Source organism: Solwaraspora sp. WMMA2080, from assembly GCF_027497395.1.
Taxonomy (GTDB): Bacteria; Actinomycetota; Actinomycetes; order Mycobacteriales; family Micromonosporaceae; genus Micromonospora_E.
In genome coordinates, this window is the sequence record NZ_CP114910.1 from 6244418 (window position 1) to 6267282 (window position 22865).

The 22865-nt window shown below is 71.2% G+C and carries 23 protein-coding genes; 17 read left to right on the top strand and 6 right to left on the bottom strand.

Annotated elements, in window-relative coordinates:
* Positions 1-83: 83 nt before the first annotated feature.
* From O7543_RS28625 to O7543_RS28640, 4 genes are all read left to right on the top strand, one after another.
* Entirely contained in the window at positions 84-791 is a 708-nt protein-coding gene (locus tag O7543_RS28625; protein WP_281555664.1) for a ComEA family DNA-binding protein, read from the top strand.
* The gene (locus O7543_RS28630) at positions 788-3247 is read left to right on the top strand and encodes a ComEC/Rec2 family competence protein (RefSeq protein WP_281551016.1); all 2460 of its coding nucleotides are present in this window, start codon (positions 788-790) and stop codon (positions 3245-3247) included. Before O7543_RS28625 ends, O7543_RS28630 begins: the two co-directional genes overlap by 4 nt.
* Positions 3248-3397: 150 nt before the next feature.
* Positions 3398-4384, top strand: coding sequence for a DNA polymerase III subunit delta (gene holA / locus O7543_RS28635; RefSeq protein WP_281551015.1), 987 nt, complete (start codon positions 3398-3400; stop codon positions 4382-4384).
* On the top strand, positions 4381-5034 hold the full coding sequence (locus O7543_RS28640) for a hypothetical protein (RefSeq protein WP_281551014.1): 654 nt from the start codon (positions 4381-4383) through the stop codon (positions 5032-5034). The genes holA and O7543_RS28640 overlap by 4 nt, the downstream gene beginning before the upstream one ends.
* Positions 5035-5155: 121 nt before the next feature.
* On the opposite strand, the gene rpsT is transcribed toward O7543_RS28640, so the two are convergent.
* Together rpsT and O7543_RS28650 are read right to left on the bottom strand one after the other, a co-directional pair.
* On the bottom strand, positions 5156-5422 hold the full coding sequence (rpsT, locus tag O7543_RS28645; RefSeq protein WP_278170679.1) for a 30S ribosomal protein S20: 267 nt from the start codon (positions 5420-5422) through the stop codon (positions 5156-5158).
* Positions 5423-5631: 209 nt separating this feature from the next.
* The gene (locus O7543_RS28650; RefSeq protein WP_281551013.1) at positions 5632-6657 is read right to left on the bottom strand and encodes a phosphotransferase; all 1026 of its coding nucleotides are present in this window, start codon (positions 6655-6657) and stop codon (positions 5632-5634) included.
* A gap of 193 nt (positions 6658-6850) precedes the next feature.
* On the opposite strand from O7543_RS28650, the gene lepA reads away from it, so the two are divergent.
* The 3 genes from lepA to O7543_RS28665 all read left to right on the top strand — a co-directional run bounded on the left by lepA (position 6851) and on the right by O7543_RS28665 (position 9639).
* On the top strand, positions 6851-8737 hold the full coding sequence (gene lepA, locus O7543_RS28655) for a translation elongation factor 4 (protein WP_281551012.1): 1887 nt from the start codon (positions 6851-6853) through the stop codon (positions 8735-8737).
* Positions 8734-9255, top strand: coding sequence for an NUDIX hydrolase (locus O7543_RS28660; protein WP_281551011.1), 522 nt, complete (start codon positions 8734-8736; stop codon positions 9253-9255). Before lepA ends, O7543_RS28660 begins: the two co-directional genes overlap by 4 nt.
* A gap of 105 nt (positions 9256-9360) precedes the next feature.
* A complete protein-coding gene (locus O7543_RS28665; protein ID WP_281551010.1) occupies positions 9361-9639 on the top strand; it encodes a GlsB/YeaQ/YmgE family stress response membrane protein in 279 nt (92 codons plus the stop codon).
* Positions 9640-9777: 138 nt separating this feature from the next.
* On the opposite strand, the gene O7543_RS28670 is transcribed toward O7543_RS28665, so the two are convergent.
* The 3 genes from O7543_RS28670 to O7543_RS28680 all read right to left on the bottom strand — a co-directional run bounded on the left by O7543_RS28670 (position 9778) and on the right by O7543_RS28680 (position 12780).
* Complete coding sequence (locus O7543_RS28670; protein ID WP_281551009.1) at positions 9778-10680, bottom strand: phytanoyl-CoA dioxygenase family protein; 903 nt, start codon at positions 10678-10680, stop codon at positions 9778-9780.
* A 256-nt stretch (positions 10681-10936) separates the two neighbouring features.
* Positions 10937-11725, bottom strand: coding sequence for a hypothetical protein (locus O7543_RS28675; RefSeq protein ID WP_281555663.1), 789 nt, complete (start codon positions 11723-11725; stop codon positions 10937-10939).
* 254 nt (positions 11726-11979) lie between these two features.
* Positions 11980-12780, bottom strand: a complete 801-nt coding sequence (locus O7543_RS28680) for an enoyl-CoA hydratase-related protein (protein ID WP_281551008.1) — start codon at positions 12778-12780, stop codon at positions 11980-11982.
* A 17-nt stretch (positions 12781-12797) separates the two neighbouring features.
* Between O7543_RS28680 and hemW the strand changes: the two genes are divergently transcribed.
* Positions 12798-14021, top strand: coding sequence for a radical SAM family heme chaperone HemW (gene hemW, locus O7543_RS28685; RefSeq protein ID WP_281551007.1), 1224 nt, complete (start codon positions 12798-12800; stop codon positions 14019-14021).
* 88 nt (positions 14022-14109) lie between these two features.
* Here hemW and O7543_RS28690 read toward each other — a convergent pair whose 3' ends face one another.
* Positions 14110-14679: a DUF4870 domain-containing protein gene (locus O7543_RS28690; RefSeq protein WP_281551006.1), complete on the bottom strand. Its 570-nt coding sequence runs from the start codon at positions 14677-14679 to the stop codon at positions 14110-14112.
* Positions 14680-15061: 382 nt separating this feature from the next.
* Here O7543_RS28690 and hrcA point away from each other — a divergent pair, with 382 nt between their 5' ends.
* The 9 genes from hrcA (at position 15062) to era (ending at position 22845) form a co-directional block, all read left to right on the top strand.
* Complete coding sequence (hrcA, locus tag O7543_RS28695) at positions 15062-16084, top strand: heat-inducible transcriptional repressor HrcA (protein WP_281551005.1); 1023 nt, start codon at positions 15062-15064, stop codon at positions 16082-16084.
* A gap of 70 nt (positions 16085-16154) precedes the next feature.
* Positions 16155-17288, top strand: a complete 1134-nt coding sequence (gene dnaJ, locus O7543_RS28700; RefSeq protein WP_281555662.1) for a molecular chaperone DnaJ — start codon at positions 16155-16157, stop codon at positions 17286-17288.
* A gap of 42 nt (positions 17289-17330) precedes the next feature.
* Positions 17331-18074 (top strand): 16S rRNA (uracil(1498)-N(3))-methyltransferase, encoded by a 744-nt coding sequence (locus O7543_RS28705; RefSeq protein ID WP_281551004.1) that lies wholly within the window; start codon positions 17331-17333, stop codon positions 18072-18074.
* Between the two features lie 70 nt (positions 18075-18144).
* Positions 18145-18495: a histidine triad nucleotide-binding protein gene (locus O7543_RS28710; protein ID WP_281551003.1), complete on the top strand. Its 351-nt coding sequence runs from the start codon at positions 18145-18147 to the stop codon at positions 18493-18495.
* Positions 18496-18623: 128 nt separating this feature from the next.
* The gene (locus O7543_RS28715) at positions 18624-19682 is read left to right on the top strand and encodes a PhoH family protein (RefSeq protein ID WP_281551002.1); all 1059 of its coding nucleotides are present in this window, start codon (positions 18624-18626) and stop codon (positions 19680-19682) included.
* Between the two features lie 17 nt (positions 19683-19699).
* Positions 19700-20167, top strand: a complete 468-nt coding sequence (gene ybeY / locus O7543_RS28720) for an rRNA maturation RNase YbeY (protein WP_278170664.1) — start codon at positions 19700-19702, stop codon at positions 20165-20167.
* A complete protein-coding gene (locus tag O7543_RS28725; protein WP_281551001.1) occupies positions 20164-21570 on the top strand; it encodes a hemolysin family protein in 1407 nt (468 codons plus the stop codon). Before ybeY ends, O7543_RS28725 begins: the two co-directional genes overlap by 4 nt.
* On the top strand, positions 21563-21943 hold the full coding sequence (locus O7543_RS28730; protein ID WP_281551000.1) for a cytidine deaminase: 381 nt from the start codon (positions 21563-21565) through the stop codon (positions 21941-21943). Before O7543_RS28725 ends, O7543_RS28730 begins: the two co-directional genes overlap by 8 nt.
* A complete protein-coding gene (gene era, locus O7543_RS28735) occupies positions 21940-22845 on the top strand; it encodes a GTPase Era (RefSeq protein ID WP_281550999.1) in 906 nt (301 codons plus the stop codon). Before O7543_RS28730 ends, era begins: the two co-directional genes overlap by 4 nt.
* Positions 22846-22865: the final 20 nt, after the last annotated feature.

Here is a 22865-nt window from a genome sequence, read left to right on the forward strand (position 1 = left end):
CCGACGGCGACCTACGGGTGCTGGTAGACCCCGTCCGTTCGTCCGTCCGCGACCTCGATGACCCGGCCGGATCGGGCGACCCGATCGATGGCGATGACCCGGCCTTCTCTGGGGCGACCGCCCGGCTGCCCGCCTTCGACCCTGGCCGGCGGGGGGTGCGGGCGCTCGCCGCCGTGGCTGTCGTGGTGGTAGCCGGCGCCGCGCTGCTCGCCTGGCGGGCACGACCCCAGGTCGAGCCGGTGCCGTCCGCCGACGGCGCCTCGGCCCAGGGCGCCCCGGTGTCGGCCGTCGCCGCCGGCCCGAGTCCTGAGGGCCGCCCCGCTGCGGCAGGACCTGGGACGACCGGCACCGGCGGGCCGACACAGCTGATCGTCGCGGTGACCGGCCGGGTCCACCGGCCAGGCCTGGTGACCCTGCCGGCAGGTGCCCGGGTGGCCGATGCCCTGGAAGCAGCCGGTGGCGCACTGCCCGACACCGACATCGCCTGGCTCAATCTGGCCCGCCCGGTCCAGGACGGCGAGCTCGTCGTGGTCGGGGTCACCCCTCCGCCGGGAGCCGAGACTGGACCTGCCCCGCTCGCCGGCCAGCCGGGCGAGACCGGCAAGGTCGACCTGAACGCCGCCAGCCAGCAGCAGTTGGAGACGCTGCCGGGAGTCGGCCCGGTGCTCGCCCAGCGGATCATCGACCATCGCGAGCGGGTGGGTGGGTTCGCGTCCGTCAACGACCTGCGCAAGGTCAGCGGCATCGGCGACGCGCGGTTCGACCAACTGCGTGAGCTGGTGACAGTGTGAAGGCGTCCGGCGGTGACCGGGTCGGGCCGCCTGATCTGCGGCTGGCCGGGTTCGCGGTGGCCTGCTGGCTGGCAGCCTTCGCCGTGGTGTACGGCACGGCCGTACTGGCGGTGGCACTGGTCAGCGGTGGCGTGACGCTGGTCGGTCTGCTCGGCGTCTACCTGACCAGAGGTACGGGCACCGGCCGCAGCCGCGCTGCCAGGCCGCCCGGCGGTTACGCCGACCTGCCCCGGCTGACCAGGTGGATCCACGCGTACGGCTGGCTGGCCATGGCGGTGGTGCTCGGCGTCGTCTGCGGTGCCGCCGCTGCCGGCGCGCGGGTGGCGGCGCGGGACGCCGGGCCGCTCGCGGCGCTGGTCGACGACCGTGCGGCGGTCGCCGCGGAGCTGGTGATCCGGGACGATCCTCGACGGGTCAGGTCGGCGGTGGCCGGACCGCCGCTGTGGCTGGTACCGGTCCGGCTGGCCAGCCTGTCCGGCTCGCCGGCCGTCGGGTCCGACCACGGCGTCGCCGGCCGGCTGGTCGGTCCGGTGCGGTTGCTCGTCCTCGGCACCAGCAACGCCTGGGACGGGCTGCTGCCCGGGCAGCGGGTGCGGGTCGCCGGCCGGTTGGCGCCACCGCGCGGTGGTGATCTGACCGCAGCAGTGCTGTCCACCGGGGAAGATCCGACGCCGGTCGGGTCCTCGAGCTGGGCGCAGCGGGCGGCCGGTGTCCTGCGGTCGGGCCTGCAGCGCGCCTGCGAGCCGTTGCCAGACCAGCCCGGTGGCCTGTTGCCCGGTCTCGTCGTCGGCGACACCAGCCGGCTGGATCCTGCGGTGGAGCAGGACTTCCGGGCCACCGGGCTGACCCATCTCGTCGCGGTGAGTGGGTCCAACGTCGCGGTCGTCGTCGGGTTCGTCCTGCTCGGGATGCGCTGGTGTCGGGCTGGTCCCGGCCTGACAGCGGTCGCGTGCGCCGTGGCGCTGGTCGGCTTCGTGATCCTGGCCCGTCCCTCGCCCAGCGTGGTACGGGCCGGGGTGATGGGTGCGGTCGGGCTGCTCGCGCTGGCGACCGGACGTCGGCGGGCGGCGTTGCCGGCGCTCGGTGCGACCGTGGCCGTCCTGGTCGTGGTCGATCCGGAGCTGGCCTCGGACGCGGGTTTCGCCCTGTCCGTACTGGCGACCGGTGGTCTGCTGCTGTTCGCACCCGGCTGGCGGGACGCGATGGTGGCCCGTGGTGTACCCGCTCCGCTGGCGGACGCGTTGGCGATCCCGGCGGCGGCGCAGCTGGCCTGCACCCCGGTCGTCGCCGGCCTATCCGGACTGATCAGCCTGGTCGCGGTCCCCGCCAACCTGCTCGTGGTGCCGGCGATCGCCCCGGCGACGGTGCTCGGGGTGGCGACAGCCGTCGTCTCACCGGTCTGGCCGGGCGGTGCCGAACTGCTCGCCTGGCTCGGTCACTGGCCGGCCTGGTGGCTGGTGACGGTGGCCCGGTACGGGGCGCGGGTTCCCGCGGGTTCGCTGCCGTGGCCGGACGGGGCGTTCGGTGCGCTCTCTCTTGCCGCGTTGACGGTCGTCGTGCTGCTCCTGGCCCGTCACGGGTTCACTCGTCGAGTGCTGGCGGTCATAGCGGTCGGAGCCGTGGTCGGGGCCCTGCCGGTGCGGCTCGCCGCGTCGGGCTGGCCACCGGATGGCTGGGTGGTCGCGGTCTGTGCGGTGGGTCAGGGGGACGTGGTGGTGCTACCCGCCGGTGCCCGGTCCGCTGTGGTCGTCGACGCCGGACCGGACCCGGCTGCTGCCGACCGGTGCCTGCGCCGTCTCGGCATCAGCCGGGTGCCGCTGTTGGTGATCAGTCATTTCCACGCCGACCATGTCGCTGGCGTCGATGGTGTCCTGCGGCACCGTCTGGTCTCGGCGGTGGCGACCACCGGGTGGCCGGAGCCGGCTGCCGGCCGGGACGCGGTGCAGTTGGCGGCGGCGGCCCGAGGCGTCGCGGTCGGACCGGTTCCGCCCGGCTGGAGTTACCGTCGTGACCAGGTCGAGTTGATGGTGCTCGGTCCGACCGAGCCGTTCATCGGGACCAGGTCCGATCCGAACAACAACTCGCTGATGCTGCTGGCTGTCGTGGACGGAGTACGGATCCTGCTGACCGGTGACGCCGAGCACGCCGCGCAGGAAGCGTTGCTGGACCGGTTCGGGGCGGCCGGACTGCGGGCGGACGTGCTCAAGGTCGCCCACCACGGGTCGGCCTTCCAGGACGTCGGCTTCCTGGACGCGGTGGCTCCTGCGGTCGCGGTGGTGCCGGTCGGTGCCGACAACCGCTACGGGCATCCGGATCCCGGAGTGCTCGCCCGGCTGTCGGCACGGGGAGCGCGGGTGCTGCGCACCGATGTCGACGGTGATCTCGCGGTGGTACGGCGTGCCGGCGGGCTCGCGGTCTCCCACCAGAGAGCTGACATCAACTCCCGTACCGGCTGATCCGGGTGGGACGGAAGACCGCAGTCAACTGCGGTGTTCCGGTGCTGTTCGTGACAGCTCGCTGGCAAATGTCCCTATTATCGGAGCGTGATCGAACAACTACTCTGCGAGAAATTGGGGGTTGATCTCGGTGGTACGACCCGTGCGACTATGGCGGGCGTGAAAATTGCCGCCCCGCCCGCCGTGGTACTCGTGCTCGGGGACGAGGAACTTCTGGTCACTCGGGCTGTGACGGAAGCCGTCCAGGCTGCCCGGGCCACCGATCCCGACGCCGACGTACGGGAGTACGAGGCGGGCGCGGTCAGTGCCGGCGAGGTCGCCGAGATGCTCAGCCCGTCCCTGTTCGGCGGTCGGCGACTGCTCGTGCTGCGCAGTGGCCAGGACGCCCGCAAGGACCTGACCGCCGCGTTGCTCGGGTACGCGAAGCAACCCGATCCGGACGTGACGCTGCTGGTCACCCACGCGGGCGGCGCCAAAGGGAAGGCCTTCGCCGACGGGCTGCGGTCGGCCGGGGCGACCGTGGTGCCGGCGGCCAAGCTCAAGGGGCACCGGGAACGGGTCGCCTTCGTCCGAGACGAGTTCCGCCGCGCCGGCGGCCGGTGCACCGACGACGCCGCCGAGACACTACTCGCCGCCGTCGGCAACGACCTGCGAGAGCTGTCCGCGGCCTGCGCCCAACTGCTGGCGGACACGGGCGGCAGGGTCGACGCGGCGACCGTGGCCCGGTACTACCGGGGTCGCGCCGAAGTGAGTGGATTCACCGTGGCGGACGCGGCGATCATCGGCGACGTGTCGGGAGCCCTGGAAGCACTGCGGTGGGCCCTGCACGTCGGAGTCGATCCGGTGCCGATCGCCGACGCGATCGCCGACGGCATCCGTACCGTGGCCCGGGTCGCGTCCGCCGGTCGGGGGAGCCCGTACCAGTTGGCGAGCAGTCTCGGCATGCCCGCGTGGAAGATCGAGCGTGCGCAACGGCAGAGCCGGGGCTGGAGCGCGGAAGGCCTGGTTGATGCCATGCACGCGGCGGCGCGGTGCAACGCCGATGTCAAGGGCGGGTCGGACGACCGGGACTACGCACTGGAGCGGGCCGTTGTCGCGGTCGCGCAGGCCCGGCGCAGCGGTGGTGATCAGCGGTGAGCGGCCGCGACCATCGGGATCCGCGTGACCATTTGGACCCGGCCGACGAGCAGGACGCCATCGAGGACGAGTTCCAACCGGTCTACGCCCGGGCGCTACGGCTCCGGTACCTGCAGCCCAGCGGGCTGACCTGTCTGGCCTTCTTCGAGGGCAGCTTCGTGCTGGGTGGGCTGCTCGCCCTGGCGGAACTCATTCCCTGGTGGGGCATGCTGGTCCTGCCGGTCGCGGTGGCCGTCATGGTAAAGATCAACGATTTGGTCGCCGGTGCGGTCGAGCGGTCGGCGGAGCTGGTCCCCGAGCGGGAACAGGAGATATTCCGTCGTGAGGTGGTCTTGGCGGCCGGGCAGCCCGTACGGTCGGTGACCGGTACCCGGACCGGATCGGCGTTTCCGGCTGGCGGCACCGGCCCCGGTATCCAGACCGGCCCCGGTATCCGGATCAGGCGGATCGGCGGCGCCCACGTCGAGGCGACAGCCGCGACGGCTACTGCGTCAGCGGCGACCTGTGCGGCCCTCGCGGCTCCGACGGTCTTCCTGCAGACCGTCGGAGCCAACTCCGCTACCGCTGCTGCGCTTGCCGCGCCGACGGTGCTGCTGAACGTGCTTCACACCGGTCAGCTCAGCGATCACCAACCACCGGCACCCGAGTGACGTGAACCAGTTGGGTCGGGACCGACGCAGCTCAGCTGGGTTGGGCCCGGCTGGTGGCAATGGTCACCCAACACGGACCAGCCGACCTCGCGAGGTCGGCTGGCCGGTGGGAGCGGGTTCGTCAGGAGCCGATCGACTGCAGGCGCTTGGCGATCGCGGACTTGCGGTTCGCCGCCTGGTTCTTGTGGATCACGCCCTTGCTGACGGCCTTGTCGAGCTTGCGGCTGGCTTCCCGCATCAGCGCGGCAGCCTGCTCGGTGTCGCCGTTCGCGTTGGCCTCGTTGAACTTACGGACGGCGGTTTTCAGCGCCGACTTGACCGACTTGTTCCGCAGCCGACGCTTCTCGTTCTGCCGGTTGCGCTTGATCTGGGACTTGATGTTCGCCACGCGACAGCCTCGCCCTGCTCATCCGAAATCGAAACGACCAAAATGACAATCCGTTTGCGGCGTACGCGTCCGCCCGAGTCATCCCGGTGACCGGGTCCGACGCAGTGGCGGTCCGGACAGGTGCCGGAGTCCGACGGATGGTCGGGCCCGACAACCGGGATGCATGCTGGCGACGCGTGTCGCCACGCGCGAAGGGCAAGGTTACCAGCTCATCGGTGCGCCGGCCAAAACGGGCCGGACCAACCACGCCGGGCGGCCAGCCAGGCCAACGCCGTCTCGCCACTGAACCGCTGGTGGGCGCGGACATGCGGCGAGGCGCCGGTGGGCCCGGCGGACGCCCGGGTCAGCCAGTAGCCGGAGAGCGCCGCCAGCGCAGCGTCCAGCCCGCCGGGCGGCGCGTCGACAGCGGTCGGGTGCCGGGCGAACAGCGCGTCTGCGTCGAGGCCGCTGGCGTACGCGGTGACCAGCAGGCTCGTCGTGTCGAACCAGGCGGGACCGTGACACACCCAGGTCCAGTCGCAGATCCACGCCATCCCGGTCCGGTCGATCAGCAGGTTGTCGAGACGCAGGTCGCCGTGGATGACCGCGTCGTCGGACACCAGGCGGGGCAGGTCCGCCTCCAGCGACGCCAGCTCTGGCAGGTGCCGCCGGAGCAGCCCGTCGCCGTCGGTGTCGGTATCGAACACCGGCATGGCTTCCCGGCCGGCGGCGATCTCCTGCCACCAGGCCAGGTCGGCGCTGGCCAGGTCGGCCAGCCCGGGCAGACCGATGTTGACCAGCCCGGCCGGCGGCCGGCGCAGGGCGCGGGCCGCGCCCGCCCAGCTGGCCAGGGCTGCGTCCAGCTCGGCCGGAGCCCAGGGCAGCGCCGGCATCCGGCCGTCGACAGCGTCGAGACAGAGTACGAAGTAGCCGGCGGTGGTGAGTGTCCACCGCGGTCTGGCCGCCGCCACCTGGGCCGGGAGTTCGGCCGTCAGCGCCGCTTCGCGGGCGTACCAGTCGCTGAGGTGTCGCTGCTCGACCAGCGACGCCGCCTTGACGAACACCCGCTCACCGGCGGAGGTGGTCAGTGTCGCGGCGAAGCCCCGGGTGAAGCCGCCGCCGGCGCTGGTCGCCCAGGTCACCGGGCTGCCGAGCCGACCACAGATCGCCGCGCGTAGGTCGGGTGGGAGGTCCGCCCAGGCGGGTCGGACCGATGTCGCGTCGTACCGGATAGCGGGCAACCGCACTGTAGCCACCCCTCCATCCTGCCGCGCCGCCGCCACGAACCCCGGCAGCGGCACCCGGCCGGCACGCGGGTGCCACCCGGGTGGCCCGGTGGGTGGCCCGGTGGTGGGCATGGCCACCCCGACGATCGGGCCGTGGGAACATAGGTGGCGGCCGGCGACGCCGGCTGAGACGACGGACTCCAGCCCAGCAGAACGGACCACCGTGCCTCCGACGCCCGACTCCGGCGTGAACGCCCCCGGTGCCACCGAACCCGGCAGCATCCGGAACTTCTGCATCATCGCGCACATCGACCACGGCAAGTCGACCCTCGCCGACCGGATGCTCCAGCTCACCGAGGTGGTCGACCCGCGCCAGATGCGGGCCCAGTACCTGGACCGGATGGACATCGAGCGGGAACGCGGCATCACGATCAAGAGCCAGGCGGTACGGATGCCCTGGACGATCCGCGCCGGTGAACGTCAGGGCGAGTCGGCTGTGCTCAACATGATCGATACCCCGGGGCACGTCGACTTCACCTACGAGGTGTCCCGCTCGCTCGCCGCGTGCGAGGGCGCGGTCCTGCTGGTCGACGCGGCGCAGGGGATTGAAGCCCAGACGCTGGCCAATCTCTACCTGGCGCTGGAGAACGACCTGCACGTCATCCCGGTGCTCAACAAGATCGACCTGCCTGCGGCGCAGCCGGAGAAGTATGCCGAGGAACTGGCGCATCTGATCGGCGGTGATCCGGCCGACTGCATCCGGGTCTCCGGCAAGACCGGGGAAGGCGTTCCGTACCTGCTCGACGAGATCGTCCGCCAGTTCACCCCGCCGGTTGGTGACGCGGCGGCACCGGCGCGGGCCATGATCTTCGACTCGGTGTACGACGTCTACCGGGGGGTGGTGACCTACGTCCGGGTGATCGACGGGCGGATCGAGGCCCGCGACCGGATCAAGATGATGTCCACCGGCGCGACCCACGAGTTGCTGGAGATCGGGGTGATCTCGCCCGAGATGATCAAGGCGAACGGGCTCGGTGTCGGCGAGGTCGGTTACCTGATCACCGGGGTGAAGGATGTACGGCAGTCCCGGGTGGGGGACACCGTGACCATCAACGGTCGGCCGGCGACCGAGCCGCTCGGCGGCTACAAGGACCCGCGGCCGATGGTGTACTCCGGGCTGTATCCGATCGACGGTTCCGACTACCCGGCGCTGCGCGAGGCGCTGGACAAACTGAAGCTCAACGACGCGGCGTTGACGTACGAGCCGGAGACCTCCGGCGCGCTCGGCTTCGGATTCCGCTGCGGCTTCCTCGGGCTGCTGCACCTGGAGATCATCCGGGAGCGGCTGGAGCGGGAGTTCAACCTCGACCTGATCTCGACCGCCCCGAACGTGGTCTACCGGGTGGTGATGGAGGACGGCGAGACGGCCACCGTCACCAACCCGAGCGAGTACCCGACCGGCAAGATCGCCGAAGTGCACGAGCCGGTGGTCCGGGCCACCGTACTGACCCCGAACGACTACGTCGGCGCGGTGATGGAGCTGTGCCAGGGCCGGCGCGGCTCGTTGCAGGGCATGGACTACCTCTCCGCCGACCGGGTGGAGCTGCGTTACACGCTGCCGCTCGCCGAGATCATCTTCGACTTCTTCGACCAGCTGAAGAGCCGGACCAAGGGCTACGCCTCGCTGGACTACGAGCCTTCCGGCGAGCAGCCGTCCGACCTGGTCAAGGTGGACATCCTGCTGCACGGCGAGCCGGTGGACGCGTTCAGCGCGATCGTGCACAAGGACAAGGCGTACAGCTACGGCACGACGATCGCCGCCAAGCTGCGCAACCTCATCCCCCGCCAGCAGTTCGAGGTGCCGATCCAGGCGGCGATCGGTAGCCGGGTGATCGCCCGGGAAACGATCCGGGCGATCCGGAAGGACGTGCTGGCCAAGTGCTACGGCGGCGACATCAGCCGTAAGCGCAAGCTGCTGGAGAAGCAGAAAGAGGGCAAGAAGCGGATGAAGATGGTCGGCCGGGTGGAGGTGCCGCAGGAGGCGTTCATCGCGGCCCTGTCCACCTCGGATGGCGGTGGCTCGGACGGGAAGTCCGGCGGCAAGCGGTGATCCCCCGTGGGTACGGCCCGAGCGCGGCGTACTGCCCGCGGTGCGGTGCCGGGCTTCCCGGCCCGCCGCCGGTTCGCTGCGGTGGCTGCGACTACCAGCTGTTCCAGAGTTCCCGGCCGACGGTCAACGTGGTGGTGACCGACCCCGCCCGTACCCGGTTTCTGGCCATCCGACGGGCCAAACCGCCCCGGGCTGGTCAGTGGGAGACCCCGGGCGGGTTCTGCGACGGGGCGGAGCACCCCCGGTCGGCGGCGCTGCGCGAGTGCCGGGAGGAGTTGGGCGTCGAGGTCGAGCTCGGTGCGTTGGTCGGCCTCTATCTGGGTGAGTACGAGTTCCAGGACGAGACGTTGAGCGTGCTGGAGTGCTTCTTCCTGGCCACCCTGGTCGGCGACCGGATCCGGCTTGATCCGGCAGAGGCCACCGAGTGTGGTTGGTTCGCCCTCGCCGAGCCGCCGTCGCTGGCCTTCACGACCATGGACGCGGCGGTACGGGACGTGGCGGCATCCTTCGGACGCTGACGCGGTTGCTCGTCCGGCGGAGATGAATCGGTTTGGTTGTCGCGATGGCCGGGAACTAAGCGGTCACCAAGGACAACGCGACATCTCCGACAAGGAGGAGAAAAGATGAGCGTCATGGGCATCATCACCGCACTCATCGTCGGCCTCATTATCGGTGCGCTCGGCCGTCTGGTCGTGCCGGGCAAGCAGAACATCCCGATTTGGTTGACTATGCTGATCGGCGTCGGTGCCGCCCTGCTGGGCACTGTCATCGCCCGTGCCGGCGGCTTCGCCAGCACCGCCGGCTTCGACTGGCGGGAGTTCTTCGTGCAGGTGATTCTGGCCGCGGTCGGTGTGGCACTGGTCGTCGGGGTCGGTGGCCGCCGCAGCATGAGCCGGTACTGACTGGCCGGGTCGACTGGCCGAGCGCTCGGGCCGACGGACTGACCGCGCGATCGACAGCTGACGGCACCTGGTCCGTCGTCGGCGCCCATCCCCGGCACAGGCGGGGCGGATGCCGACGACGGACCCGGTGACCGCTGGTCAGCGCAGCCAGGGGATGCTGCGGTCGAGCAGCTCACGCTCCTTGAGTTCCTTACGGAGCGGGATTTCGTCGTCGATGTAGCCGTCCCAGTTGATGCCCCAGTAGTTCGCCGTGTGGGTGCCTTCGCCGAGCAGCTGTCGCTGCACCGGGGTCCGGTTCGCCCACCACTGGCCGTCCTTGTCGACATGCAACTCGTCCAACGGGCGGATCCAGCGGTACGTGTACCCGATGAACAGCATCTTGCGGGTGATCGTGGACAGGTTGGTCGACCGGGAGTGCCATTGCCGGCGGTCGAAGATGAACGCGTCGCCCGGGTTGGCGGTGATCTCGACCGTACCCTCGGGATCCGGGTTGTGCACGGTGAGGTCGGCCGGGCGGGGCAGGGAGTTGCGCAGGTGGCTGCCGGGGATCACCTTGGTGGCGCCGCGGCCGGTCTCCGACAGGTCGGACAGGACGTAGGCCACCTTCAGCGAGAACATCGGCCGGGGCAGGTTCGGGTCCATCGTCTCCGGGTCGGAGTTCTGCCGGTAGCCGTCCTGGTGCCACCCCCAGTACGGCTTCTCCGGCTCCAGCGCCGGTGGGGTGACGTCGAGATGGTTGTGGTGGGTGTAGATGTTCCAACCGGCCAGCCCCCACATGTAGGGGAACGCGATCGGATGGGTGAGCAGGTCGCCGAAGAGTTCGTCGCGGTCCAGGAAGCCCAGCAGGTGCAGGGTGCCGTCGGCGGTGGTCTTACCGGCGGCCTTCTCCTCGGCGTACACCCGGTCGACCGCGGCCTCGAGTGCCGCTCGGTGGTCCTCGGTCAGCACATTGCGCAGCAGGAGGAAGCCCTGCTCGTGGAACTCCTTGCGGTCGATGTCGCTGATCGCTTCGTAACCGGTCCGCCCGCCGTAATCGAACACAACTTTCCCGTCCTGTCGGTGGTGCGCCCATTCGGGCCTGGCGGATGCCGATCCTAGCCCGCCTCTCGGCCGGCCCGCCCGGGCCGATTGTCAGCAATTCGCGGGCCGTGTGGTCGGCCACAGTTGATCGCACATGAGGTGTCGGGGCACGCACTTTCGGTACAGGAGCATCGTGCGAGATGTCCGGATTGTATAATTTGCCACATGTTGCGCTAACTGTCAGTTAAGATGTGCAACCAGAGGGCAGTTGTCGACGTCAGGCGAAGACCTCCGCCATCACCCGCCCGGTCTCGATCTCACTGCCGGAAATCGACGACCAACTGCCGCCTTCCGCAGTCCATTCCTGATCGCCGAACGTGACCCTTTTGACGCCGTGATCAGTGGCATGGGAAACCAGCCAGTGCGCATATCGCCACCCGGCCTGTGTGTTCTCTGCCGGAACGCTCAGTGACGGCGTGGTCGGTCCCGGCAGCAGCGACTCCAGCCCGCCCCAGTCCAGCCGCAGACCGTCCGTGAGCGCCGCCGTCGCCTCGGCACCCCGCATCACCGGATCCTGGGTCACCGTGCAGGCGACCGCGCCGGTGGCCTCGCCGAGCAGCGCGGCGGTGAGTACCTGCGACTCGTCGGTCCACTTCTCGTACGCCTCGGGGAAGGCCGACCGCTGGACCGCCTGGGCGGCGTCGGTGACCCGCATGTCCTGCCAGCCCCGGATCCGTTCCAGGCCGGCGTAGAACGCGTTCGTCGCGTACCTGGTGTCGCGAATCTGTTCGACCGTGCCCCACCCCTGGCTGGGTCGCTGCTGGAACAATCCGACCGAGTCCCGGTCACCGCCGGTCAGGTTGCGCAGCTTGGACTCCTGGAACCCGGTCGCCAGCGCCACCACCACGGCACGCGGCGGCAGCCCGCGCTGCACTCCGATCGCCGCGATGGTGGCGGCGTTCGCCATCTGCTCCGGATCGAGCGTCACCCGGCGCAACTGGCCGTCGCCGGCCCCGGGCATGGAATCGGGCAGCTCGACGGTGCAACCCCGATAACCACCGGGCAACGCGAAATCGCCGATCCACCGGCCCAGGCCGACCCCGCCCAACAGGGCGATTGCCGCCAGCACGGCGACCAGCACCAGCACCGTCCGAGCCCGCACCGTCACCCCCACGCGTATTGCTGGGACCTTTGGTACACCAGGGACGGTTGTGTCGTCCAGCGGGAGAGGGCCCCGCGCGCTTGCCGTACCCGACCCTTACGCCGTACGCCTCGGCCCCGTACGCCGGAGTTACCCCGTTTCGGGGCGAGTATCCGTGCTCACCGTCCCGGCAGCCAGCTCGGGTCGCGTTTGTCGCGGAACGCCCGTACGCCCTCGCGGCCCTCGTCGGAGAGGAAGTATCCGGTGGAGAGCTCGCGCAGCTCGGCCGTCTCGGCCCGGATGTCCGTCGGCGGAGTGCGCCGGAGCAGCTGCTTGGTGCCGGCCAGGGCGCCCGGAGCGCCCCGGACGAGCGCGGCGCAGCTCGCCGTCACCGCGGCGTCCAGCTCCCCGGCCGGTACGGCGGCGCTGACCAGACCGATCTGCGCCGCCCGGGCACCGTCGAACGGTTCACCGGTGAGGTACAGCTGCGCCGCCGCCCGTGGCTGCAGCCGGCGCAGCACGGTGGCGGAGATCACCGCCGGGACCACTCCGAGCCGTACCTCGGTGAAGGCGAAGGTGGCCGCCGCGTCGCAGATCGCGATGTCGGCCGCGGCGATCAGCCCCAGCCCGCCGGCCCTGGCCGGGCCGCCGACCCGGGCCACCACCGGTTTGGGACATTCCCACATCGCCGCCAGTACGTCGCCGAGCATCCCGACCGGCACCTGCCGGGTCGCGTACGCCTCAGCGGTCTCCTTCAGGTCGGCACCGGAGCAGAAGACCGGCCCGGTGTGGCTCAGCACCACCACCCGGACCTGCGGGTCGGCGACCGCTGCGGACAACGCGGCGAGCAGGTCGGTCATCAGCGGGGTGGACAGCGCGTTGCGGTTGCCCGGGCTGTCCAGGGTCAGGGTGGTGATCCCGGCGGCGGTGGCCGTGCGGATCAGTGGCTGCGCGGACCTGGTGGGTCGGGGCTCATCCATGCCGGCACACTAGTCCCATGCCAGGAGCACCACCCGCCGGTACGCCGGTGCCCGCCGACGGGGCGCTACCGCCATCCGCGCTCGCCCGTAGCGGCCGGCGCGGCTTCGGGGTCTATCTGCATGTGCCGTTCTGCGCCACCCGCTGCGGCTACTGCGACTTCAACACGTACACGCCTGCCGAACTCGGCGGCAGCGCACCGGTCGGGGAGTACCTGGACGCCGTGCTGGCCGAGCTGGAGCTGGCCGCGAAGGTCCTGGCTGACCGGCCGCCTCGGCAGGTGGACACGGTCTTCGTCGGCGGCGGCACGCCGAGTCTGCTGCCCGCCGACGCACTGGCCCGGCTGCTCGACGCGATCGACGCCACCTGGGGGCTGGCCGCCGACGCGGAGGTCACCACCGAGGCCAACCCCGAGTCGGTGACGCCGGCGTCGCTGCGGGCGCTGCGCGCCGCCGGCTACACCAGGGTGTCGCTCGGCATGCAGTCGACCGCGGCGGCGGTGCTCGCCGTGCTGGACCGCCGGCACGCGCCGGGCCGCGCGGTCACCGCCGCCCGAGAGGCCCGGGAGGCCGGGTTCGAGCACGTCAATCTCGACCTGATCTACGGTACGCCGGGGGAGAGCGCGGCGGACTTCGACGAGTCGCTGGCGGCGGTGGTGGCGGCCGGGGTGGACCACGTCAGCGCGTACGCGCTGATCGTCGAGGACGGCACCCGGTTGGCGGCCCGGATGCGGCGCGGCGAACTGCCGTACCCCGACGACGACGTCGCCGCCGACCGCTACCTCGCCGCCGAGTCGGCCCTGAGCGGCGCCGGATTCGACTGGTACGAGGTGTCGAACTGGGCACGGTCGGACGCCGGCCGGTGCCGGCACAACCTGTTGTACTGGACCGGCGGCGACTGGTGGGGGCTCGGGCCGGGGGCGCACAGCCACGTCGGCGGGGTCCGCTGGTGGAACGTGCGGCATCCCCGGTCGTACGCCGAGCGGCTGGCCGCCGGACGGTCGCCCGGCCACGGCCGGGAACTACTCACCGACACCGAGCAGCAGTTCGAAGAGGTGATGCTGGGGCTGCGTCTGGCCAGTGGGCTGCCGCTGGCGCGCCTGGCCCCGGCCGGCCGGGTCGCGGCCCGGCGGGCCGGCGACGACGGACTACTCGACCCCGAAGCGCTCACTGCCGGGCAGGCGGTACTGACCCTGCGTGGCCGGCTGCTGGCCGACGCGATCGTCCGTGACCTGCTGCCGTGAAACCGCTGCTGGGCGACCTTCCGTGGGTGGCCCGTTGTCACCACCGGTGACGCCCCCGGAGCCGGTACGGATCCGGGGGCGAGCGGCGTCACTTGATGAAGTTGGCGGACATCGGGTACTTGTACAGCGTCCCCTCGTTGGCCTTCACGCCCGCGATGATCCCGAAGATGATCTGGATCGCGAACACCACCAGGCTGGGGATGAAGAACAGGCACCAGCTGACGAAGAGCAGCACGAAGGCGATCGCCGACCAGAGGATCTGGAAGTTGAGCGCGGCCAGCGCATGCGCCCGTACGGCCGGTGACTGCTGACCCTTGACCAGGTAGGCGATCAGCGGGCCGACGAAACCGAGCGGTCCGAAGCTGATGAACGCGCCCAGGGCGCCACCGAAGTGGGCGATCAGCGCCCAGGTCTTGTCGTCGTTGGTGGCGTAGCCGGACGGGGGTTGACCTCCGTACGCCGGACCGCCGGGCGGGAAACCGCCGGGCGGGGGGTATCCGCCGGGGGGCGGGCTCGCGCCGCCGGGCGGCGGGGGGTATCCGGGAGAGGAGGCCTCGCCCGGCATCGAGTAGGACGCTGGAGGTGGCGGCGGGGAGTTGGGGTCCTGCGGCATGCCGCCGGGACCGTACTCCCCTGGTGGGCGAGGTGGTTCAGTCATGCCCGACACGGTAGGGGGAGGGATCAAGCCGCGCCAGTTAGCCCCGCCGACGAATTTCCCGTCCGGGTAGGCCGTCTCCGCTGGTCGGTCGGCTTGCGCTGGGTTGGCCGGCCGGCCTTACGGTGCCCGCCGGCCGACCGATCCGAGCCCGAGTGAACCGCCCGATCCGACAGGGTGAGTGCGTCTGGTGACATATCGCCCGGTACGCCCCCGCCCGGCGAATTGATCATCGCCGGCCCGGCCCGATCGACGTATGCTGGCACTCACAACCGGCGAGTGCCAGCAACGGCGTCCGTCGTCGGTCCGGCCACCCACCGGCCGCCGTGACGGCCGGGACCGTAGCCTCGGACCGGTCCGACCGGTGTCAGCGGAGGAGGTGCAGATGGGTCTCGACGACCGCAAACTCGACGTGCTCCGGGCGATCGTCGAGGACTACGTCGCCACCCAGGAGCCGGTCGGCAGCAAGGCGCTGGTCGAGCGGCACCAGCTCGGGGTGTCACCGGCGACCGTCCGTAACGACATGGCGGTGCTGGAGGAGGAGGGCTACATCCGGCAGCCGCACACCAGCGCCGGGCGGGTCCCGACCGACCGTGGCTACCGGTTGTTCGTCGACCGGCTGTCCCGGGTGAAACCGCTCAGCCCGGCCGAGCGCAGGGCGATCGAACGTTTCCTCGCCGGCGCCGTCGACCTCGACGACGTCGTGCACCGCACCGTCCGGCTGCTCGCCCAGCTCACCCGCCAGGTCGCGGTGGTGCAGTACCCGAGCCTGTCCCGGTCGTCGGTCCGGCACCTGGAACTGGTGCCGATCTCGACCACTCGGCTGATGCTGGTCCTGATCGTCGACACCGGCCGGGTCGAGCAGCGACTGGTGGAGCTGCCGGCCCCGATCAGTGCCGACGACGTGACCGACCTGCGTCGGCTGGCCAACGAGAAGCTCGACGGTTGTCGGCTCTCCGATACCCCGCCGTTGGTCCAGGCGTTGGTCGACGAGGTGCCAGCGGACCTGCGACCGGCGATGACCACGCTTTCGACGGTCCTGCTGGAGACGCTGGTCGAGCGGCACGAGGAACGCCTCGCCCTGGCCGGGACCGCTAACCTGGCCAGAGGGGGACTACTCGACTTCCAGGGCTCCCTGCGCCCGATACTGGAGGCACTGGAGGAGGAGGTCGTCCTGCTCAAACTGATCGGCGAGGTGGAGCCGAGCACCCTGCGGGTCCGCATCGGCGACGAGAACGAGATCGACAATCTGCGGGCCGCATCCGTGGTCAGCACCGGTTACGGTCCGGGCACTGTCATGGTCGGTGGCCTCGGCGTGCTGGGGCCCACCCGGATGGACTACCCCGGCACCATCGCCACGGTTCGCGCCGTGGCACGCTACGTCGGCGATCTGCTGGCGCAGAACTGACCGGCGGGCAGGATCAAAACGACCCGGCGAACTGCACATGCGAGACTGACACATGAGGACACCAGACGCAGTGGCCAAGGACTACTACGGGATTCTCGGCGTGAGCCGGGACGCCTCCGCTGACGACATCAAGCGGGCCTACCGCAAGTTGGCCCGGCAGTACCATCCGGACGTCAATCCGGATCCGGTGGCGGCTGACAAGTTCAAGGACATCAACGCCGCGTACGAGGTGCTCTCCGACGACCAGAAGCGGCAGATCGTCGATCTCGGTGGCGACCCGTTGGCGCCCGGCGGCGCGCCCGGCGGCGGCCCCGGCGGGGCCGGGCCCTTCGTCGGCTTCCAGGACATCATGGACGCCTTCTTCGGGGCGGCGGCCGGCTCCCGTGGGCCCCGGTCGCGGACCCGCCCCGGCGCCGACGCGATCCTGCGCCTCGAGCTCGATCTGACCGACACCGCGTTCGGCGTGGAAGCGCCGATCACCGTCGACACTGCGGTGATCTGCACCACATGCTCCGGCGCGGGCACCGCGGCCGGCACCCACCTGGCGACCTGCGAGGCGTGCGGCGGGCGCGGCGAGGTGCAGTCCGTGCAACGGACCTTCCTCGGCCAGGTGGTCTCGTCCCGGCCCTGCGTCGCCTGCCAGGGCTACGGCACCGTCATTCCGCACCCCTGCACCACCTGTTCCGGCGACGGCCGGGTGCGGACCCGACGTTCGCTGACCGTCAAGATCCCCGCCGGGGTGGAGGACGGGATGCGGATCCGGCTGGCCCAGCAGGGCGAGGTCGGGCCGGGCGGGGGCACCGCCGGTGACCTGTACGTCGAGATCCACGAGCGGCCGCACGACGTCTACTCCCGCAAGGGTGACGACCTGCACTGCCGGGTCACCGTGCCGATGACCGCCGCGGCGCTCGGCACCCGGCTGACCATCCGGACCCTGGACAGCGACGAGCCGGTGGACGTCAAGCCGGGCACCCAGCCGGGTGCCACCCTGCGGCTGCGTGGGCGCGGCGTGCCGCATCTGCGCGGCACCGGCCGCGGCGACCTCTACGTGCACCTCGACGTGCGTACCCCGACCAAGCTCGACGCGGAGCAGGAGCGGACGCTGCGGGAGTTCGCCAAGGCCCGGGGCGAGGAGGTCGCCGAGCTGACCAAGCAGGGCGGGTTCTTCTCCCGGATGCGCGACGCGTTCAACGGCCACGGCTGACCCGACGCCGGCCGCCGAGCAGCAGCGGAGAACCGATCCGACGTGAGCGCCCCACTGTTTCTCGTCGAGCGCCTGCCGACCGGGCCGGGTCACACCCTCGACGGGCCGGAGGGCCACCACGCCGCCACGGTGGTCCGGCTGCGCCCGGGTGAGCGGTTGCGGCTCGCCGACGGGCGCGGCGGTGTCGCCGACGCGGTGGTCGAGGCCGTCGGCCGGCACCAGCTCGACCTGCGGATCACCGACACCGGGCAGGTCAGCGCCGCCGACCCCCGGCTGGTGGTGGCGCAGGGCATTGCCAAGGGCGACCGGGGCGAGCTGGCGGTGCAGGCGATGACCGAGGTCGGGGTTGACGAGATCGTCCCGTGGGCGGCCGCCCGCTCGGTGACCCGCTGGCGCGACGACCGTGGTGCCCGCGCCCGGCAACGATGGGTCGGCACCGCGCGGGAGGCCACCAAACAGGCCCGCCGGCCGTGGCTGCCGACGATCGGCGGGTCCGACCAGCAGCCGGCCGAGCCCACCGACGCGGTCGCCGCCCGGTGCGCGGCGTCGGCCGCCAGCTTCGTCCTGCACGAGTCGGCGCAGCAGCGGCTGGCCGTCGCCGACCTGCCGACCACCGGGTCGGTGCTGCTGGTGGTGGGGCCGGAAGGCGGGATCGACGACGCCGAGCTGGCCACCTTCGTCGACGCCGGGGCCCGGCCGGTGCGGCTCGGCCCGGCGGTGCTGCGGACGTCGACCGCCGGTGTCGCGGCACTCGCCCTGCTCTCCGGTCGGCTGGACCGCTGGTAGCGCGGTGGTTGAGGCGCTGGTGGCGCGGCGGTGGACCGGCCGGACCCCGGTCACCGCTACCATCCGTCGGGTGAGCGACAGCTGTGTCTTTTGCCGGATCGCCGCCGGGGAACTGCCGACCACCCTGCTGTACGACGGGGTCAACACGGTCGCGTTCCGGGACCTCCACCCGCAGGCACCCACCCACGTACTGGTGATACCGAAGCAGCACCACCCCGACGTCGCCGCGCTTGCCACGGCCGACCCCGCCGTCGCGGGCGAGCTGCTGGCCACGGCGGCCGCAGTGGCGCAGGCCGAAGGGCTCGCTGCGGACGGCTTCCGGTTGATCTTCAACACCGGCCGGTACGCCGGTCAGGAGGTGTTCCACGTGCACGCCCATGTGCTCGGCGGAGCACCGCTCGGTCCGCTGCTGTCCCGGTGACAACCGGCGGAAATGGAGCCGCTGCGCCGGGCGTTGAGCGGATACGATGGCAGCAAGTCCGCCCGCCACGGCCGACCGGGTCGGGGCGCTGAAATGGAAGCAGGTGCGAAAGGCCGTCAGGCCGACCCATGACCGGCACTCCACCTCCCGGGCAGGCCCGGGTGCAGACCAGGATCACCGTCCCGGACCAGCAGATCATGGTCAACCTGCTCGGCGCAGGCGACGAGATCCTGCGGCTGGTCGAGCAGTCCCTCGCCAGCGACGTCCACGTACGCGGCAACGAGATCACCATCACCGGTGTGCCGTCGGACAACGCGGTCGCCGAGCGGCTGTTCAGCGAGCTGCTCGAGCTCATCGCCAAGGGCGAGACGCTGACCACCGACGCGGTCCGGCGTACCGTCGGCATGCTGGCGCAGGGCGGCAGTGAGCGCCCCGCCGACGTGCTCACCCTCAACATCCTCTCCCGGCGCGGGCGGACCATCCGGCCCAAGACCCTGGGCCAGAAGCGGTACGTGGACGCGATCGACGCGCACACCATCGTCTTCGGCATCGGCCCCGCCGGCACCGGCAAGACCTACCTCGCGATGGCCAAGGCGGTGCAGGCACTGCAGGCCAAGCAGGTCAACCGGATCATCCTGACCCGGCCGGCGGTCGAGGCCGGTGAGCGGCTCGGCTTCCTGCCCGGCACGCTCTACGAGAAGATCGACCCCTACCTGCGTCCGCTCTACGACGCGCTGCACGACATGCTCGACCCCGACTCCATCCCGAAGCTGATGGCGGCCGGCACCATCGAGGTCGCGCCGCTGGCCTACATGCGGGGTCGCACCCTCAACGACGCCTTCATCATCCTCGACGAGGCGCAGAACACCACGGCCGAGCAGATGAAGATGTTCCTGACCCGGCTCGGCTTCGGTTCCCGGATCGTGGTCACCGGCGACATCACCCAGGTCGACCTGCCCGGTGGCACCTCCAGCGGGCTGCGTACCGTGCGGGACATCCTCACCGGCCTGGACGATGTGCACTTCGCGCAGCTGTCCAGCACCGACGTGGTGCGCCACCGGCTGGTCAGCGACATCGTCGACGCGTACGCCCGGTGGGACGCCGACCGCGAGGCACAGCAGAATCAGGGCGTCCACGCGGTCCAGGGCCGGACCGCCCACGGTGGCCGGGCGAACCGGCGCCGATAGAGCTTCGGGAGAGACACGTGTCCATCGAGATCGCCAACGAGTCCGGAATCGACGTCGACACCGACGCGGTGCTCGCCGTCGCCCGTCACGCGCTGGACGAGATGGGCGTCAACCCGCTCGCGGAGCTGTCGGTGCTGCTGGTCGACCAGGACTACATGGCCGAGCTCAACCACCGCTGGATGGGCAGCGACGGGCCGACCGACGTGCTCGCCTTCCCGATGGACGAGGGCAGCGTCGACCACGGTCCGGGCGAGTCGAGCCCGGACGAGCCGGGCCTGCTCGGCGATATCGTGCTCTGCCCGGAGGTGGCCGCCAAGCAGGCGGCCACCGCCGGGCACGCCGCCGCCGACGAGCTGCACCTGCTCACCGTGCACGGGGTGCTGCACCTGCTCGGCTACGACCACGCCGAGCCGGACGAGGAACGTGAGATGTTCGAGTTGCAGGCTCGCCTGCTCTACAGCTGGAAGGAAGCCCGGGCCACGTGAACTCTGGCCATACCACCGGCACCCCGCTGGCCGCCGCTGCGACAGCCACCGGGCTGCCGGACCTGCAACTGTTGGTCATCGCCGCCGGTCTGGTGGTGCTGGCCGGAATCATCGCGATGACCGAGGCGGCGCTGGTCGTCGTCTCGCCGGCCCGGGCCGCCGAGCTGGCCCGCGACGGCAGCCGTTCCGCCCGGGCCCTGCAGATCGTCGCCGCGGACGCGGTCCGGCACGTCAATCTGCTACTGCTGCTCCGGCTGCTCTGCGAGCTGACCGCCACCACCCTGGTCGCGCTGGTCGCCGTCGACACCTTCGGCGCCGGCTGGACGGCGGCACTGGTCACCGCCGGGGCGATGACCGTGGTCAGCTTCGTGGTGGTCGGCGTCGGTCCGCGTACGATCGGTCGCCAGCACGCCTTCGTCGTGGCGCGGGCGACCGCGCCGCTGGTCCGCGGCCTGGGCCGCGCCCTGAACCCGCTGGCCTCGCTGCTGATCCTGATCGGCAACGCGGTGACCCCGGGCAAGGGCTTCCGGGAAGGCCCCTTCGCCACCCAGATCGAGCTGCGGGAGCTCGTCGACCTCGCCGAGCAGCGCGGTGTCGTCGAGCACGGCGAGCGCCAGATGATCCACTCGGTGTTCGCGCTCGGCGACACCATCGCCCGCGAGGTGATGGTGCCGCGGACCGAGATGGTGTGGATCGAACGGCACAAGACGCTGCGCCAGGCACTGGCGCTGTTTCTGCGGTCCGGCTTCTCCCGGATCCCGGTGATCGGCGGCAACGTCGACGACGTGGTGGGCATCATCTACCTCAAGGACGTGGTCCGTCGGGCCCACGCGGTCGGGCCGGGCAGCGACGAGGTCCCGGTGGTCGAGCTGATGCGCCCGGCGACGTTCGTGCCGGAGTCCAAGCCGGTGGACGACCTGCTCTCCGAGATGCAGGCCGCCCGTACCCACCTGGTGATCGTGGTCGACGAGTACGGCGGCACCGGGGGACTGGTCACCATCGAGGACATCCTGGAGGAGATCGTCGGGGAAATCACCGACGAGTACGATGTCGAGCGGCCACCGGTCGAACGACTCGACGACGACCGGGTCCGGGTGACCGCCCGGCTGCCGGTCGAGGACCTCGGCGAGCTGTTCGACGTGGAGATCTCCGACGACGAGGTCGAGACGGTCGGCGGGTTGATGGCCCACCTGCTCGGCCGGGTGCCGATCCCCGGTGCGGAGGTCACCGTCGCCGGCCTCCGGCTGGTCGCCGAGGGCACCACCGGCCGGCGCAACCGGGTGGACACCGTCCTGGTACGCCGGACCGTCGACCAGCCGGCCGAGCCGTCGGCCGAGCACACCGCGGACGGCAAGGACCACCGTCATGCCAGAACAGAGGAAAGGCAGCACGCAGATGCCTGAGTCGCCGTCGGCCACGCCGGCCGGGTCGGAGCCGGAGCCGCAGATCAGCGCCGAGGACAGCAAGCTGGTCGTGCTGGCCCGCAGCGCCCGGGCCCGGATCGGGGCGGCCGAGGGCGCCGCCGTACGGGACCAGGACGGGCGCACCTACGCCGGGGCTAACGTCGCACTGCCGTCGTTGACGCTGACCGCGTTGCAGCTGGCGGTCGCGTCGGCGGTCGCGTCCGGGGCCACCCGGCTGGAGGCCGCCGCCGTGGTCACCGAAGCCTCCACCTTGGATGGTGCCGGGCACGCGGTGGTGCGGGACCTGGCCACCGACGCGCCGGTCCACGTCGCTGCCCCGGACGGCACACTGCTCGGCACGGTACGCCAGTGAGCTCGCGCGGATCGTCTCCGCCGGATACCTTCCGGGCGGGCTTCGCCTGTTTCGTCGGTCGCCCGAACGCCGGGAAGTCGACCCTGACCAACGCGATCGTCGGGCAGAAGATCGCGATCACCTCCAGCAAGCCGCAGACCACCCGGCACGTGATCCGGGGCGTACTGCACCAGCCGCAGTCGCAACTCGTCCTGGTCGACACCCCGGGGCTGCACCGGCCGCGGACGCTGCTCGGCGAACGCCTCAACGACCTGGTCCGCCAGACCTGGAGTGAGGTCGACGTGATCGGGCTGTGTATCCCGGCCGACGAGCCGGTCGGCCGGGGCGACCGGTTCATCACCGGGGAGATCGCCGAGCTCAAGGCGACGGTGGTGGCGGTGGTCACCAAGACCGACCTGGTCGACCGGCACCGACTCGCCGAGCAGCTGCTCGCGGTCAGCGAGCTGGGTGACTTCGCCGACGTGGTGCCGGTCAGCGCCGCCACCGGCCACCAGGTGCAGACCCTGGTCGACGTGATGACCGGCCACCTGCCCGAATCTCCCCGGCTCTACCCGGACGACATGCTCACCGACGAGCCCGAGCAGGTGCTGATCGGCGAGCTGATCCGGGAGGCCGCGCTGGAGGGCGTACGGGACGAGCTGCCACACTCGATCGCGGTGATCGTCGAGGAGATGCTCCCAGAGGATTCGCTGATCCGGATATACGCTGACATCTACGTCGAGCGGCCGAGTCAGAAGGCGATCGTCATCGGCGCCGGCGGTAGCCGGCTGCGCGACGTCGGCACCCGCTCCCGCAAGGAGATCGAGGAGCTGCTCGGCAGCCGGGTCTACCTCGACCTGCACGTCCGGGTGGCCAAGGACTGGCAGCGTGACCCCCGGCAGCTGCGCAAACTGGGCTTCTGACCTGGTGTCTTCGGGAGGTT